Source organism: Streptomyces sp. M2CJ-2, assembly GCF_016757295.1.
Taxonomy (GTDB): domain Bacteria; phylum Actinomycetota; class Actinomycetes; order Streptomycetales; family Streptomycetaceae; genus Streptomyces.
This window is the reverse complement of the sequence record NZ_JAESIF010000026.1, coordinates 38161-51854: the sequence shown is the minus strand read 5'-3', so window position 1 is coordinate 51854 and position 13694 is coordinate 38161. Positions and strand designations below refer to the sequence as shown.

The 13694-nt window shown below is 73.7% G+C and carries 14 protein-coding genes and 1 pseudogene; 9 read left to right on the top strand and 6 right to left on the bottom strand.

Annotation, left to right across the window (positions count from 1 at the left end):
* Positions 1 to 34: 34 nt before the first annotated feature.
* Together yaaA and eda are read left to right on the top strand one after the other, a co-directional pair.
* A complete protein-coding gene (yaaA, locus tag JL475_RS20435) occupies positions 35 to 817 on the top strand; it encodes a peroxide stress protein YaaA (protein WP_202279239.1) in 783 nt (260 codons plus the stop codon).
* Between the two features lie 73 nt (positions 818 to 890).
* A complete protein-coding gene (gene eda, locus JL475_RS20430; RefSeq protein WP_202279238.1) occupies positions 891 to 1553 on the top strand; it encodes a bifunctional 4-hydroxy-2-oxoglutarate aldolase/2-dehydro-3-deoxy-phosphogluconate aldolase in 663 nt (220 codons plus the stop codon).
* Here the strand turns inward: eda and JL475_RS20425 are convergent.
* Genes JL475_RS20425 through JL475_RS20415 form a run of 3 tightly spaced genes read right to left on the bottom strand, consistent with a single transcriptional unit; the run spans position 1528 to position 4586 of the window.
* Complete coding sequence (locus JL475_RS20425; protein WP_202279237.1) at positions 1528 to 2913, bottom strand: bifunctional RNase H/acid phosphatase; 1386 nt, start codon at positions 2911 to 2913, stop codon at positions 1528 to 1530. The genes eda and JL475_RS20425 overlap by 26 nt on opposite strands.
* A 12-nt stretch (positions 2914 to 2925) precedes the next feature.
* Positions 2926 to 3669, bottom strand: a complete 744-nt coding sequence (locus JL475_RS20420) for a zinc ribbon domain-containing protein (RefSeq protein ID WP_202279282.1) — start codon at positions 3667 to 3669, stop codon at positions 2926 to 2928.
* The gene (locus JL475_RS20415) at positions 3666 to 4586 is read right to left on the bottom strand and encodes a Nif3-like dinuclear metal center hexameric protein (protein WP_202279236.1); all 921 of its coding nucleotides are present in this window, start codon (positions 4584 to 4586) and stop codon (positions 3666 to 3668) included. Before JL475_RS20415 ends, JL475_RS20420 begins: the two co-directional genes overlap by 4 nt.
* 197 nt (positions 4587 to 4783) lie before the next feature.
* Between JL475_RS20415 and JL475_RS20410 the strand changes: the two genes are divergently transcribed.
* Positions 4784 to 6097, top strand: a complete 1314-nt coding sequence (locus JL475_RS20410) for a hypothetical protein (RefSeq protein WP_202279235.1) — start codon at positions 4784 to 4786, stop codon at positions 6095 to 6097.
* Positions 6098 to 6194: 97 nt separating this feature from the next.
* Positions 6195 to 6362, top strand: a complete 168-nt coding sequence (locus JL475_RS20405; RefSeq protein WP_202279234.1) for a hypothetical protein — start codon at positions 6195 to 6197, stop codon at positions 6360 to 6362.
* A gap of 119 nt (positions 6363 to 6481) precedes the next feature.
* On the opposite strand, the gene JL475_RS20400 is transcribed toward JL475_RS20405, so the two are convergent.
* A complete protein-coding gene (locus JL475_RS20400; protein WP_202279233.1) occupies positions 6482 to 7339 on the bottom strand; it encodes a MaoC/PaaZ C-terminal domain-containing protein in 858 nt (285 codons plus the stop codon).
* Between the two features lie 94 nt (positions 7340 to 7433).
* Between JL475_RS20400 and JL475_RS20395 the strand changes: the two are divergent.
* Positions 7434 to 7874 (top strand): annotated as a pseudogene (locus JL475_RS20395) (response regulator); the annotation flags it as partial.
* A gap of 81 nt (positions 7875 to 7955) precedes the next feature.
* Here JL475_RS20395 and JL475_RS20390 read toward each other — a convergent pair.
* The gene (locus JL475_RS20390) at positions 7956 to 8699 is read right to left on the bottom strand and encodes a class I SAM-dependent methyltransferase (protein ID WP_202279232.1); all 744 of its coding nucleotides are present in this window, start codon (positions 8697 to 8699) and stop codon (positions 7956 to 7958) included.
* 255 nt (positions 8700 to 8954) lie between these two features.
* On the bottom strand, positions 8955 to 10391 hold the full coding sequence (locus JL475_RS20385) for an MFS transporter (RefSeq protein ID WP_202279231.1): 1437 nt from the start codon (positions 10389 to 10391) through the stop codon (positions 8955 to 8957).
* 195 nt (positions 10392 to 10586) lie between these two features.
* On the opposite strand from JL475_RS20385, the gene JL475_RS20380 reads away from it, so the two are divergent.
* The 4 genes from JL475_RS20380 (at position 10587) to JL475_RS20365 (ending at position 13687) form a co-directional block, all read left to right on the top strand.
* Complete coding sequence (locus JL475_RS20380; RefSeq protein WP_202279230.1) at positions 10587 to 11249, top strand: class I SAM-dependent methyltransferase; 663 nt, start codon at positions 10587 to 10589, stop codon at positions 11247 to 11249.
* Positions 11250 to 11308: 59 nt separating this feature from the next.
* Positions 11309 to 12304 (top strand): N-acetylmuramoyl-L-alanine amidase, encoded by a 996-nt coding sequence (locus JL475_RS20375; RefSeq protein ID WP_202279229.1) that lies wholly within the window; start codon positions 11309 to 11311, stop codon positions 12302 to 12304.
* Positions 12305 to 12461: 157 nt separating this feature from the next.
* Positions 12462 to 13262 carry a DUF5336 domain-containing protein gene (locus JL475_RS20370; protein WP_202279228.1) on the top strand — a complete coding sequence of 267 codons (801 nt, stop codon included), beginning with the start codon at positions 12462 to 12464 and terminating at the stop codon, positions 13260 to 13262.
* Positions 13263 to 13393: 131 nt separating this feature from the next.
* Positions 13394 to 13687, top strand: a complete 294-nt coding sequence (locus JL475_RS20365) for a hypothetical protein (RefSeq protein WP_202279227.1) — start codon at positions 13394 to 13396, stop codon at positions 13685 to 13687.
* Positions 13688 to 13694 lie beyond the last annotated feature (7 nt).

Below are 13694 nucleotides of genomic sequence, written 5' to 3'. Positions count from 1 at the left end.
GCTGTCGGCTGGGTTCTACCGTGAGGAGCAACGCGTGCTTGTCCTGCTGCCGCCGTCCGAAGGCAAGGCCGCTTCCGGCCGCGGCGCCCCGCTGAAGCCGGAGTCCCTGTCGCTGCCGGGGCTGGCCGAGGCCCGGGAGGCCGTCCTCACCGAGCTGGTGGAGCTGTGCGCCGGTGACGAGGACAAGGCGCGCGAGGTGCTGGGGCTGAGCGAGGGGCTGCGGGGCGAGGTCGCGAAGAACGTGGAGCTGCGCACCGCCGGCGCCCGGCCCGCCGGGGAGATCTACACCGGGGTGCTCTACGACGCCCTGGACCTGGCCTCGCTCGACCCGGCCGCCAAGCGCAGGGCCGCCCGTTCGCTGTTGGTGTTCTCGGGGCTGTGGGGCGCGGTCCGGGTCACCGACCGGATCCCCTCCTACCGCTGCTCGATGGGCGTACGGCTGCCGGGGCTCGGGGCGCTGGGCGCGTACTGGCGTACGCCGATGGCCTCGGTGCTGCCGGAGGCGGCCGGCGGCGGTCTGGTGCTGGACCTGCGGTCGGCCGCGTACGCGGCGGCGTGGAAGCCGAAGGGCGAGGTGGCCGCGCGTACGGCGACGGTACGGGTGCTGCACGCGCCGACCCGGAAGGTGGTCAGCCACTTCAACAAGGCGACCAAGGGACGGATCGTCCGCAGCCTGCTGACGGCCGGGACCGCGCCGGAGGACCCCGCCTCCCTGGTGGAGGCGTTGCGGGATCTCGGGTACGTGGTGGAGGCGCAGGCGCCGGGGCGGGCGGGGACGCCCTGGGCGCTGGATGTACTGGTGGAGGAGATCCACTGACGACACTGATCCCCATTGCACCCTGCGCAACACCCTTTGCGCAGGGTGCTTCGGTGAAGGCAGGATGGCGCCCATGAGTTCATCCCTGCCCTCGTCGGCCCCCTCCGCCTCCGTGCTGGATCTCGCGCCCGTCGTGCCCGTCGTCGTGGTGGAGGACGCCGCCGACGCCGTGCCGCTGGCGCGGGCGCTGGTCGCCGGTGGGCTGCCCGCGATCGAGGTGACCCTGCGGACGCCCGCCGCCCTGGACGCCGTCCGCGCGATCGCCGCCGAGGTGCCGGACGCGGTGGTCGGGGCCGGCACGGTGATCACGCCGGGGCAGGTGGGCGAGGTCGTCGCGGCCGGGGCGCGGTTCCTGGTCAGTCCGGGCTGGACGGACGCACTGCTGGAGTCGATGCTGGCGTCCGGGGTGCCGTTCCTGCCGGGGGTGTCGACGGTCTCGGAGGTCGTGGCGCTGCTGGAGCGCGGGGTGCGGGAGATGAAGTTCTTCCCGGCGCAGGCCGCGGGCGGCACGGCGTATCTGAAGGCGATCGCCGGGCCGCTCCCCCAGGCCCGCTTCTGCCCGACCGGCGGGATCGGCCCGGACTCCGCGCCGGACTATCTCGCGCTGCCCAACATCGCCTGCGTGGGCGGCAGTTGGATGATCCCGGCGGATGCGGTGGCGGCTCGCGACTGGGCCCGGATCGAACGGCTGGCCCGCTCGGCGGCGGACCTCAGCGCAGGTGGGACGTCTCGTTGAACAGCCGGACGCTGGCGTTGCCGTCGGCGTAGTACGCCACCGCCGACAGCGAGGCCGCCGACAGTTCCATCCGGAACAGGGCCTCGGGCGGGGCGCCCAGGGCGAGGCGTACGAAGGTCTTGATCGGGGTCACATGGGTGACGAGCAGGACCGTGCGGCCCGCGTGCGCGGCGGTCAGCCGGTCCCGGGCGGCCGCGACCCGGTTCGCGGTGGCCGCGAAGCTCTCCCCGCCGCCGGTGGGTTCGGCGTCCGGGGAGGACAGCCAGGCGTTCAGGTCGTCGGGGTGGCGCTCGCGCACCTCGGCGAAGGTGAGGCCCTCCCACGCGCCGAAGTCGGTCTCGCGCAGCCCGTCGTCGACGGTGACGTCGAGGCCCAGGCGGGCGGCGATGACGCCGGCGGTCTCGCGGGTGCGGGCCAGGGGCGAGGCGACGATCGCCTGGACGGTGCCGCGCCGGGCGAGGTGGGCGGCGGTCTTCTCGGCCTGCTCCCTGCCGATGTCGGAGAGGGAGGGGTCGCTGCCGCCGCTGCCGGAGAACCGTTTCTGGGGGGTCAGCGGGGTCTCGCCGTGCCGGAGGAGCACGAAGGTGGCCGGCGGTCCCATGTCGGCGGGCGCCCAGCCCGACGAGGGAGTGGCGGCCGGTGCCGGTCCTCGGGCGGCGGCCGTCTCGGTGCCGGGGGCGGCCACGGCCTGCGCGGCCCGGACGTCGGCTGCCGCCTTTCCGGCAGGGGCGTTTCCGACAGAGGCGTTACCCGCATCGGCACCCGCGCCCCCGGCATCGGCGACCCCGGCGGCGGCCTCAGCCGCTCGCGCCCGTGCCGCACCGGCGGCCGCGTCCGCGGGCGGGCCGGACCGCTCGGACGGCCCCGACGGCTCCAGCAGCTCCGGCGTCACGGGCCGTGTGCCCGGTGTGTCCAGTGCGGCGCGCGAGTCCGAGGCATCCCACGCCTCGCCCCGCGCCCCCGCGTCCATCGCCTCGTTGGCCAGGCGGTCCGCGTGCTTGTTCTGCTCGCGCGGGATCCACTCGTAGGTGACCCGGCCGGGCGGGAAGACCCGCACCGCTTCGGCCGCCAGCGGCTTGATGCCGGGGTGCTTGATCTTCCAGCGACCCGACATCTGCTCGACGACGAGCTTGGAGTCCATCCGGACGTGGACCGTGGCCTCCGGGTCCAGCTCACGGGCGGCCCGCAGACCGGCCAGCAGGCCCGAGTACTCGGCGACGTTGTTCGTGACGACGCCGAGGTACTCGGCCGCCTCCCGCAGCGTCTCCCCCGTCGCCGCGTCGCTCACCACGGCCCCGTAGCCCGCGGGTCCGGGATTGCCCCGCGACCCGCCGTCGGCCTCGACGATGAACTCCCGCACCGGAGGCAACCCCTACAGCCCCGAATCGGCGGTGCGGACCAGGATGCGGCGGCAGTTCTCGCAGCGCACCACGGTGTCGGGCGCGGCCTGGCGGATCTCGTTCAGCTCGGTGATGGCGAGCTCCTGGCGGCAGCCCTGGCAGCTGCGCGCGTACAGCTTCGCCGCGCCGATGCCGCCGTGCTGCTCGCGCAGCTTCTCGTACAGCTTGAGCAGGTCCGCGGGAACGGCTCCGGCGACGACCGAGCGCTCCTTGGTGACCGTGGCGGCCTCGCCGTCGATCTCCGCGCAGGCCGCGTCCCGGCGGCCGGTCACGTCGTCGATCCGCGACTGGACGGAGGTGACCCGCTCGGCCAGCTCGGCGACCCGCTCCTGCGCGGACTCGCGGCGCTCCATGACCTCCAGGACGACGTCCTCGAGGTCGCCCTGGCGCTTGGCGAGGGAGGCGATCTCGTGCTGGAGGTTCTCCAGGTCCCTGGGCGAGGAGACGGCACCGGAGTCGAGGCGCTGCTGGTTGCGGGCGGCGCGCTGGCGCACCTGGTCCACGTCCTGCTCGGCCTTGGTCTGCTCGCGGGCGCAGTCGCTCTCCTCGGTCTGCGCGGCCACGTGCAGGTCGCGCAGCTGGGCGAGGTCCCGGGACAGCGACTCGATCTCGGCGTGCTCGGGGAGCGACTTCCGCTTGTGCGCGAGTTGCTGGAGGCGGACGTCGAGGCCCTGGACGTCGAGGAGTCGGATCTGGTCGGCGGACGCGGCGTTCAGTTGGGGGCTCCAGATGTATCGGAGTGGGAAGGGGCGCGCGAGGCGCTCCCCGGAGGGGTGGTGGTGGGTGACGGGTGGACGAAGGACGCCGCGTGGGCGGTCCAGGGGTCGGTGACCGTGTCGGAGACATGGACCCGAAGGCCCCATCCGTGACGGTCGGAGATCTCGTCGAGCTGGGCTGCGGCCAGCTCGCACCAGGGCCACTCGGTGGCCCAGTGCGCCGCGTCGAGCAGCGCGAGGGGACGGTGGGCGGCGTGGTCCGCCGCGAACTCCGACGCCGGGTGGTGGCGCAGGTCCGCGGTGAGGTATGCGTCCACGTCGGCCGCCCGGACGTAGGCGAAGAGGCTGTCGCCGGAGCCGCCGCTGACGGCGACCCTGCGGACGAGCGCCTCGGGGTCGCCGGCGACGCGGATGCCCTGCGCGGTGGCGGGAAGGCGTTCGGCGGCGCGGGCGGCGAATTCGCGGACGGTCAGCGGGTGGTCCAGTTCGCAGACCCGGCCGAGCCCGCGGCGGCCCTCGGGGTCGGAGGTGTCCGGTACGAGCGGCCGTACGACGCGCAGGTCGAGCGCGCCTGCCAGGGCGTCGCTCACCCCGGGGTCGGCCGTGTCGGCGTTGGTGTGGGCGACGTGCAGCGCGATGTCGCTCTTGATGAGCCTGTGCACCACGCGGCCCTTGGCGGTGGAGGCCGCGACGGTGGTCGTCCCGCGCAGATAGAGCGGATGGTGGGTGATCAGCAGGTCGGCGTTCAGCTTCACCGCCTCGTCGACGATCTCCAGGACGGGGTCGACCGCGAACAGGACCCGGGTGACCTCCTGGTCGGGGTCGCCCGTGACGGTGCCGACCGCGTCCCAGGACTCGGCCCGCTCGGCGGGCCACAGGGTCTCCAGCGCGGTGATGACTTCAGACAGACGGGGCACAAGCGCAAGGCTACCTGCCCCTTTGGCGCTGCAGTACCGGTACGGGCCCCTGGAACGGACCCGGTACCGGCGAGCACATAAGCCCTCGTTTCCTCAGGTGAATCGTTCCTGGAACACCCTTATGTGTGAAGCGGGGGTCGCCGGGTCCTCCGCCCGCGCGTACGAAAACTACGTTCGTCGCCGGAGGTGACCGAACGATGACGATGTGTGCGATCGAGCCTTCGACGGGCCACTCGGACACCGGGCACCCGGACACGGAGCACGGGTCCCGTACGGAGAACCCAGGGAACACGGAGAACACGGACCGTACGGAGGACGAGGGCGGTACGGAACGCGGGGACGGGAGACCCGCGCCGGGCTGCGTCCTCACCGCCGACGGTTCCTACGCCGCGCGCCTCGTCCCCGTCGACGGCTCCCTGGTCCCGGAGCGCTGGACCCTGGACGGCCCCGAGCCCTACGCGGTACCGCTGCCCGGCGGCCGGCCCGAGGAGCCCGGGACCGAGGTGCAGCCCCTGGGCGACGGGCGGGTCCTCGTCCACCGGCCGGCGGACGGGCCGCACGGCGGGAGTCGCCACGGGAGGCACACCTTCTCCCTCCTGTACCCGACCGGTCCCGGGACCGGCGAGCTGCCGCTCGGCGCGATCGCGTGCCCGGACGGGGGGACCCGGCTGCGGCTGCTGCCGCCCGCCCCGTGCGGGCGGCGGGCGTACGCCGTGGCCGTGGGCCCGCGGTCGACGACCCTGTGGCTGGTGGCGGGCGGCACCCTCGGGCCCGAGCGCCTCGCCGAGATCCCGGGCCGCTGCTCGGGCGGGGTGTGGCTGGACCGCACCGGCCGGATGCTGGCCCTGGACCGGGAGACCGGCGGGCGCACCAAGTCGGTCGTGGTGGACCTGGGCCGCGGGGGCGAGGTGTCGCCCCTGTTGCAGCTCGCCCCGGAGAGCGACGACCGGGTCCTGCTCGCCGACCCTGACAGTGGGCTGCTGCTGATCCGCTCGGACGCGCCCTCACCGGGCCGGGCCCGCTTGGGCTGGGGGGTGCTGGGCAGCACGCTGCCGGTGCGCTTCCCGGAGTGCCTGCGTCTTCCGGACTGCACGGTCACGCCGTTCGCGATCCAGCCCGGCCAGGTGCTGACGCCGGAGAGCTGCTCGGTGGCGCTGCGCGTCAACAGCACGGACGGTGCAGACGGTGCGGACGGCGCGCTCGGCAGCTGGGTCGGGGTGTGGCGGCCGGGGTTGCGGCAGATGCGCCATCTCCCGGCGCCCGAGGGGTGGTTGGCCGGAACCGGGCTGTGGACGGCGGACGGGGTGCTGCGGCTGCCGTGCGCCACACCGGCGGTGCCGTGCGCGGTGGCCCTGCTGTACCCGCCGGCGCCGGAGCGGCAGCGTGGAAAGAACGGCCCGCATGCCCCGGCGCCCGCGCCCGCGGTCGGCCCCGCGACGCGGACGACCGTCCCCGCGCCCCGCCCCGTTCCCCTGCAACAGGCGCCTCTGGGGCCGCTGGTAACGAAGTAGTGGCAGTCGGCGTGGTCGCCTGGATGCGCACCGTGAACCGTTGGTTAAACTCACCCGGTTGCAGGAAAGATCAGTTTTACGGGGTGAGTTCCTTCGAATGAACGATGCCAGCACGAACCAGCCGCAGACCGCCGACGGCGGGCAGATCGCTGCCGGGCAGGGCAGGCACCGCGGACCGGTTTCCCACCAGGACTCCACGGTGGCCCCTCGGGGCCGTCACCGCAGGCCCGCTGAGGAGAACGAGCAGTCGGAACAGGCTGCCTGACGTCACGTCAGGTGTCAGTCGGATATTCGGACATCAGGTGGATCGGTAAACGGCCCCGCCCGTCGCACGACGGGCGGGGCCGTCCCTGGTCCGTCACGTCCTCTCGGCCGCGGGCCGGTTCAGGAGTGCTCGACGACGGTTTCGGCGAGCACGGGCGCATCCTCCCGGTCCAGGGTGCTCACGGCCACCCGCACCTCGCCGGGCCCGCGCCACATGCGGATCCGCAGCGTCTCGCCCGGGTACACGACCCCGGCGAACCGGGTGTCGTAGCGACGGACGCGGGTGACGTCCCCGCCGAGCAGTGTGTCGACGACCGCCTTGAGCGTCATGCCGTAGGTGCACAGCCCGTGCAGGATCGGCCGCTCGAACCCGCCGAGTTTCGCGAACCCCGGGTCGGCGTGCAGCGGGTTCCAGTCGCCGGAGAGGCGGTAGAGCAGCGCCTGGTCCTCCCGGGTCGTCCGCTCCACGGTCAGGTCGGGCGGCCCGGCGGGGGGCTCGCGCCGCGTGGACGGGCCCTGGTCGCCGCCCCAGCCGCCCGCGCCGCGTACGTGGATCCGCGCCTCGTCGGTCCACAGCGGGCCGTCGGCGTCGGCGACGTCGGTGCGCATCACCAGGACGGCCGCCCCGCCCTTGTCGTACACCGCCGCGATACGGCTGGTCGCGGTGGCGGCGCCCGCGACGGGCACGGGGCGGTGCAGGGTCAGCGACTGGCCGGCGTGCAGGACGCGGGCGAGGTCGACGTCGACGCCGGGCATCGACAGCCCGGCGATCACCCCGGGGGCCCCGGCGCCCGCGACGGTGGCGAAGCTCGGCAGGACGTGCAGCCGGGACTCCAGGGTGTAGCGCAGTTCGCCGGGGTCGGTGGCGGGGACGCCCGCGCCGATGCCGAGGTGGTAGAGCTGGACGTCCTTGTGCCCCCAGGTGATCTCGTCGGTCCGGGGTTCGGCGGCGAGCGCCTCGGCTGCGTCGATGGGCATGTGGTCTCCCGGTTCTGGAACGCGTTCGGGTCAAGGCGCGGGACGTGAAGCGGCACGTTCCGCCCGTTCGTCCTACGCTTCGTCCGTGAACGAGATGCCCCGGGACCCCCGGCCCGCCACCTCCGTCCGGGTCCTGCTCGCGGAGGACCCCGTCACGCGGCACGGGGCGCTCGCCTTACTGCTCCGGATGGAGCCGGGCATCGAGGTCGTGGCCCAGGTCGCGGCGGGGCAATCGGTCGTGGAGACGGCGCTCACCCACCGCCCCGACGTCGCCCTCCTCGACCTCGGGCCGGCCGGTCCGAGCGGCCCGGGCGGTCTGGACACCGCCGCCGCACTGCGCGACCTGGTGCCCGACTGCCGGGTGCTGATCCTCACCACGGCAGGCGGGCCCGACCGGCTGCGGCGGGCCATGGCGGCGGGGGCCGCCGGTTTCCTCGTCAAGGACGGGTCGGTGCGGGAGCTGGCCTCCGCGATCCGCCGGGTGCTGGCCGGGGAGACGGTGATCGACCCCGCGCTCGCCGCCGCGGCGGCGGCCGACACCGCCGCCGCCACCGACACCGACACCACCGTCCCGCCGCCACCGCTCACGGCCCACGGTTCCGCCCCGCGCCTGCCGTCATGCGTCCCGCTGGAACAGTGCCGCCCAGAGGAAGTCCTCCCCGAAGAGCGGTGAGTCCTCCGGTTCCTTCCGCATGCGGCGCAGTTCGATCCCGGTCAGGTCCGAGAAGATCCGGCGCAGCGACTCGTCCGTGTAGGCGAGCCCGCCCCGGAGGCCGCCCTGCCCCCGGTAGAACTCCGCGTCGGACAGCTCCGAGCCCATCGCACCCGCCGCGAAGCAGGTGAGCCCGAACCGGCCGCCCGGGGCGAGCACCCGGTCGAGCAGCGCGAGGTGACTGATCCGGCGGTGCGGGGGCAGGTGGTGGAAGCAGCCGGAGTCGTACACCAGGTCGTACGGTCCGGCGAGTTCCCCGCCGTCACGGGTGAGGGCGAAGGCGTCGCCGCAGTGGAACCGGACGCCGCGCGCGCCCGTCTCGCGGGCCCGCTCCCGTGCCCAGCCGACGGCGGCCGGGGAGAGGTCGACCGCGTCGACCTCGAAGCCGTGCGCGGCCAGGTACAGCGCGTTGCGGCCGGGGCCGCAGCCCACGTCGAGCGCCCGGCCCCCGGTGAGCAGGCCCCGCTCGACGTACGACACCAGGTTCTCGTCCGGCTTCGCCACGAAGAACGGCACCGGCCGGGAGCGGTCGGTGTAGAAGCCGTCCCACCAGTCGGCGCCCTGCCGCGTCCACCGGTCGGCCTCCGGTGCGAACAGGCCGTCCAGCAGGTCGAGTACGTCGTCCACGGTGCGTGTGCTCCGGTCCATCCGGGCCCCCTTCCGTATGCGGCGACCGTACCCGCAGGGGGCGTGAAGTCCCAGGCCGGCGGGGCTTGTTGGGACTGCCGTGGAGGCTTCGGCGCCCCCTGGGAGGGGCCGGTGCGACCGGCGCCGAGGGACCCGTTCGGGGCGGGGAGGAACACCCGTGCCGGCCCCCGCCGCGGGCCGTCACGGCACCTTTCCGACCGGCCCGACGCCCGCTTTCTCCGCCTGGCTTTCCCCACTGTCCCCCCCAGGGCGCCCTCAGTGCGCCGCCGTGGTTCTCCGGGGCAGCCAGACCCACATCAGCACCATCCCGGCGGCCAGCACCACCGTCCCCGTGCGGAACGCCAGCGCGTATCCCTCGGTCAGGGCCTCCGGCGTCCCGCTGCCCGCCGTACGGGCCGCCGCGATCGTCGACAGGACCGCCAGGCCCAGCGAACCGCCCATCGTGCGCGAGGTGTTGACCAGCCCGGAGACCAGGCCGGCCTCCTCGGGGGCCGCGCCGGAGGTCGCGAGCGCGGCGAGCGGGGTCGCGGCGAGGCCCGCGCCCAGCATCATCAGGACGCCGGGGAACATGATCGACGTCAGGTACGTCCCGTCGGCCGTCATGGTCGACTGCCAGGCGAAGCCGGTCATCGCGACGAAGGTGCCGAGCACGGCCACGGCGCGCGCCCCGGCCACCCGCATCAGCCGGGGCGCGGCCTTGGAGCCGACGACCACGGCGAGCGAACTCGGCACCAGGGCGAACCCGGCCTCCAGCGGGGTGTAGCCGAGGACGTTCTGCGCGTAGAGGGTCATGAAGAACCACATGGAGAACATCGCGGCGCCGCTCAGGAACATCGCCACGTTCGCCGACGACACCGACCGCATCCGGAACAGCCCCAGCGGCATCAGCGGGGCCTTGGCCCGCGCCTCGACGAGGAGGAACAGCGCGATGAGGGCGAGCCCGGCGAGCAGCGGCACCAGGGTGGGCGTCGCCGTCCAGCCCTCGGCCTCGGTCTGGGAGATGCCGTAGGCGAGGGTGGCGAGGCCGGCCGTCACGAGCAGCGCGCCGGGCAGGTCGAGCCGCCGTCCGTCCCCGGCCCGGCCCTCCGCCAGCCACCAGGCGGCCCCGGCCAGCACCACCACCCCGATCGGCACGTTGATCAGCAGGACCCACCGCCACGACAGCGCGTCCGTGAGCACCCCGCCGACGAAGCCGCCGGCCGCGCCACCGCCCGCCCCGACGGCGGTCCAGGTCGCGATGGCGCGGGCGCGGGCGGCGCCCTCGGGGACCGCCGAGGTGACGATGGTCAGGGTGGAGGGCGCCAGGACGGCCGCCCCGAGCCCCTGCACCGCCCGCGCCAGCAGCAGCTGCCAGTCGTCCTGGGCCAGTCCGCCGGCCAGCGAGGCCAGCGTGAACAGGCCGAGGCCGACGAGGAACATCCGCTTGCGTCCGTAGAGGTCACCGGCGCGTCCGCCGAGCAGCATGAAACCGGCGAAGGCGATGGCGTACGCGTTCACCACCCACTGCAGGCCCTGCCCGCTGAGCCCGAGGCCGGTGCGCATCGACGGCAGCGCGACGTTGACCACGGAGACGTCGAGCACGACGAGGAACTGCCCGACACACGCGAGCGCCACCGCCAGCCACGGAGGAGGCGCGCTGCGAGGGGGTGTGCGGGTGACGGTGGTGTCCGGGACTTCGAGCATGGACGTCATGATCTCAACCGGTGAGCACCCCTTGCATCGGGAATTCGCCGGGACGGGCCCTGGTCCTTCCGACCCAGGACGACCCGGAGCCGCCCACAGCGGCGCTACGAGCCCCCGTCCGCCGCTTCCCGACGGGGTACGGCACCATGGGCACCCCGAGACGCGTACGACCGGACGCGTACGACCGAGAGGACGCCGGAACCGATGCCGACGCCGAACCCCCCGGCACCCGAGCCCGAGATCCTGGCCGCGTTCGAGGCGGCGAAGGGCTTCATGCCCGCGGACGAGGGCCTGGCCCTGTACGCGGCGGCGGCCGGGGCGGGACGGCTGGGCCTGCCCCTGCTGGAGGTCGGCACCTACTGCGGCCGGTCGACGGTCCTGCTGGCCGACGCGGCCCGCGCGGCCGGTGTCACCGCGCTCACCGTGGACCACCACCGGGGCAGTGAGGAGCAGCAGCCGGGCTGGGACTACCACGACCCGGAGACGGTAGACCCCGAGCTGGGGGTGATGGACACCCTCCCCACCTTCCGCCGCACGCTCCACCGGGCGGGCCTGGAGGACCACGTGGTCGCCCTGGTCGGCCGCTCCCCGGTGATCGCGGCCCTGTGGAACTCCCCCCTCGCCCTGGTCTTCGTCGACGGCGGCCACACCGACGAACACGCCACGGCCGACTACGAGGGCTGGGCCCCGCACGTCGCCGAGGGCGGGCTGCTCGTCATCCACGACGTCTTCCCCGATCCGGCCGACGAGTTCACCGGCCAGGCCCCCTACCGCGTCCACCTCCGCGCACTGGCATCCGGCGCCTTCACGGAGGTCTCGGCCACGGGCTCGCTGCGCGTCCTGCGCCGCACCGGGCACGGGATCTGAGGCTCGGCGACCACCCCAGGAGGGCGATGGCGGTGCGCGGCGGCCGCTAGGGTGGCCGGGTGTCGTACACCGGACCCGGCTTCGAACCGCCCCCCTCCCGCCGCTCCCGGAGCAGGCTCCTGACCGTGGCACTGGCCGCGCTCGTCCCGGGGGCGCTGCTCGGGTGGGCCGTCTACGCGACCGTGGGCGGGTCGGGGGACGACGAGGGCGCTGCCGCGGGGTCCGCGGGGTCCTCGGGGGCTGCTTCGTCGCGTGCGCCGTCCTCCGCCGGTGCCCCGGCGTCGGACGAGTCCGGCGACCCGGACGGCGGGAAGCCGGGCGGCTCCGCCACTTCCGGCTCTCCCTCCGCTTCCGCCTCCTCGTCCGCGCCCGCCGGGTCCGGGCCGCTCAAGGGGAGGGTCGTCGTCATCGACCCCGGGCACAATCCGGGCAACTTCCGGCACACCGCCGAGATCAACCGCCAGGTGGACATCGGGACGAACTCCAAGGAGTGCGACACCACCGGCACGTCCACCGACGACGGTTACATCGAGGCGAAGTTCACCCTGGACGTCGCCCACCGGATGCGTGAGCTCCTCGAGGAGCAGGGCGCCACGGTGAAGCTGACCCAGGACGCCGACCGGCCGTTCGGGCCGTGCATCGACGAGCGGGCCGAGATCGGCAACAAGGCGAAGGCGGATGCCGTCGTGTCGATCCACGCGGACGGTTCGGGCGCCGGGAACCGCGGCTTCCATGTGATCCTCCCCGGCTCCGTGCGCTCCGGCGCGGCGGACACCCGGGCGATCGTCGGCCCCTCCCGCGAACTCGGTGAGCGCATCGCGGGCAACTTCGTCCGCGTCACCGGCGACGCGCCCTCCAATTACGTGGGCGACGGCACCGGTCTCGTCACGCGTAAGGACTTGGGCGGTCTCAATCTGTCAACGGTTCCCAAGGTGTTCGTCGAGTGCGGCAACATGCGCGATAGCAAGGACGCGGCACTTCTGACCAGCGGTGCCTGGCGGCAGAAAGCGGCGCAAGGGATCTCCGAGGGAATCGTGAGTTTCCTGCGCGGGTAGGGATCAGCGCGCTGATCCAGGCGGACAGCCCGATCGTGCGGACGATAGTGTCGTTCCCACGACGAGGGGTCACCCCCGCGCTTCACACCGGGCCCCGAGGGCGAGGTGGTGACAGCGACGCCTCTACCGACGACGAGACGACCCAGAAGGACCTGAAGTGAATATCCGCTCCCTCACTCGAGGCGACGGCGTGGTGATCGGAGCAGCGGTATTGCTGTTCATCGCGTCGTTCCTCGACACGTTCGGCGGCGACGAAGACGACATCCCCAACGCCTGGGACAACCTGGGCCTGGTGATGAGCATGTACATCGCCGGCATCGCCGGTGCGGCTCTCATCGTCATGGCCCGCGCGCTGCCCCAGCCGCCCAAGGTTGCCGGTCTTGACCTGGGTCAGTTCGGCGTGGCTCTGACGATCTTCGCCGCGTGGACATCCTTCTGGACGATCATCGACCCGTTGGGGGCGTTCGACGATCTCCTCTCCGGTTTCGGCGGCAGGGAGCCCGAGACCGGCCCAGGCCTGATCCTCGGCCTGATCGCCGCCCTGCTCCTGGCCGCCGCCGCCGTGGCCACCCCTCTGGTTCCGGCTCTCAAGGGCGCCCTCATGCCGGCGGCCCGTCCCGCCGCCCCGCAGCCCTACGGCGCCCAGCCGCCCGCCGGTTACGGCTACCCGGGTGCGCAGCAGGCCGGTTTCGGCGGTCAGCCGCAGCCGGGCCAGCCCGGTCAGTCGTTCCCCGGTCAGCCGTCCGCGCCGCCCGCCGCCGACTTCTCGCCGTTCTGGTTCGCCGTCCCGGTGCCCCGGCCCCTGTTCCCGGAGGACGGTTCACAGACGCCGATCGCCGAACTGGCCCCCGGTACCTGGTACCTGGCCGTCGAGCAGCGTGGCCCGGCCCTCGTCGCCCAGACGCAGGACGGCCGCCGCGGTGTGCTCCAGGACACCTCGGGCATCCAGCGCGGCTGACCCCGCCCCGTACCGTACGGCCCCTCGCCCTGCCGGGCGGGGGGCCGTTGTCGTGCAGCTGAATTCCCGCGGAATTCCCGGTGTTGACACCGTCCGGGTTTGCATCGGGATTCCGGGGCCAGACGGACATCATGTCCCCTCGAAATCGCACGGGTTCCACTTCCGCGGGGACGGTCGTCGCGGTGATCGCGGACGTCATGGCCGTCATTCTCGGACTGTGGATTCTGATGTACCTGTTGGACGCCAACCGGGCCAATGACCTGGTCCGGTTCGTCCATGACGCGGCCTCCTGGCTGGCCGGCTGGTCGCGTGATCTGTTCACGTTCGACGCGGAGTGGGCGCGGGTGGTCGCCGGGTACGGACTGGCCGCGGTCGTCTACCTGTTCGTCGGCCACGCCATCGCCAACCGCCTCCACCGGCGCTGAAGGCCCC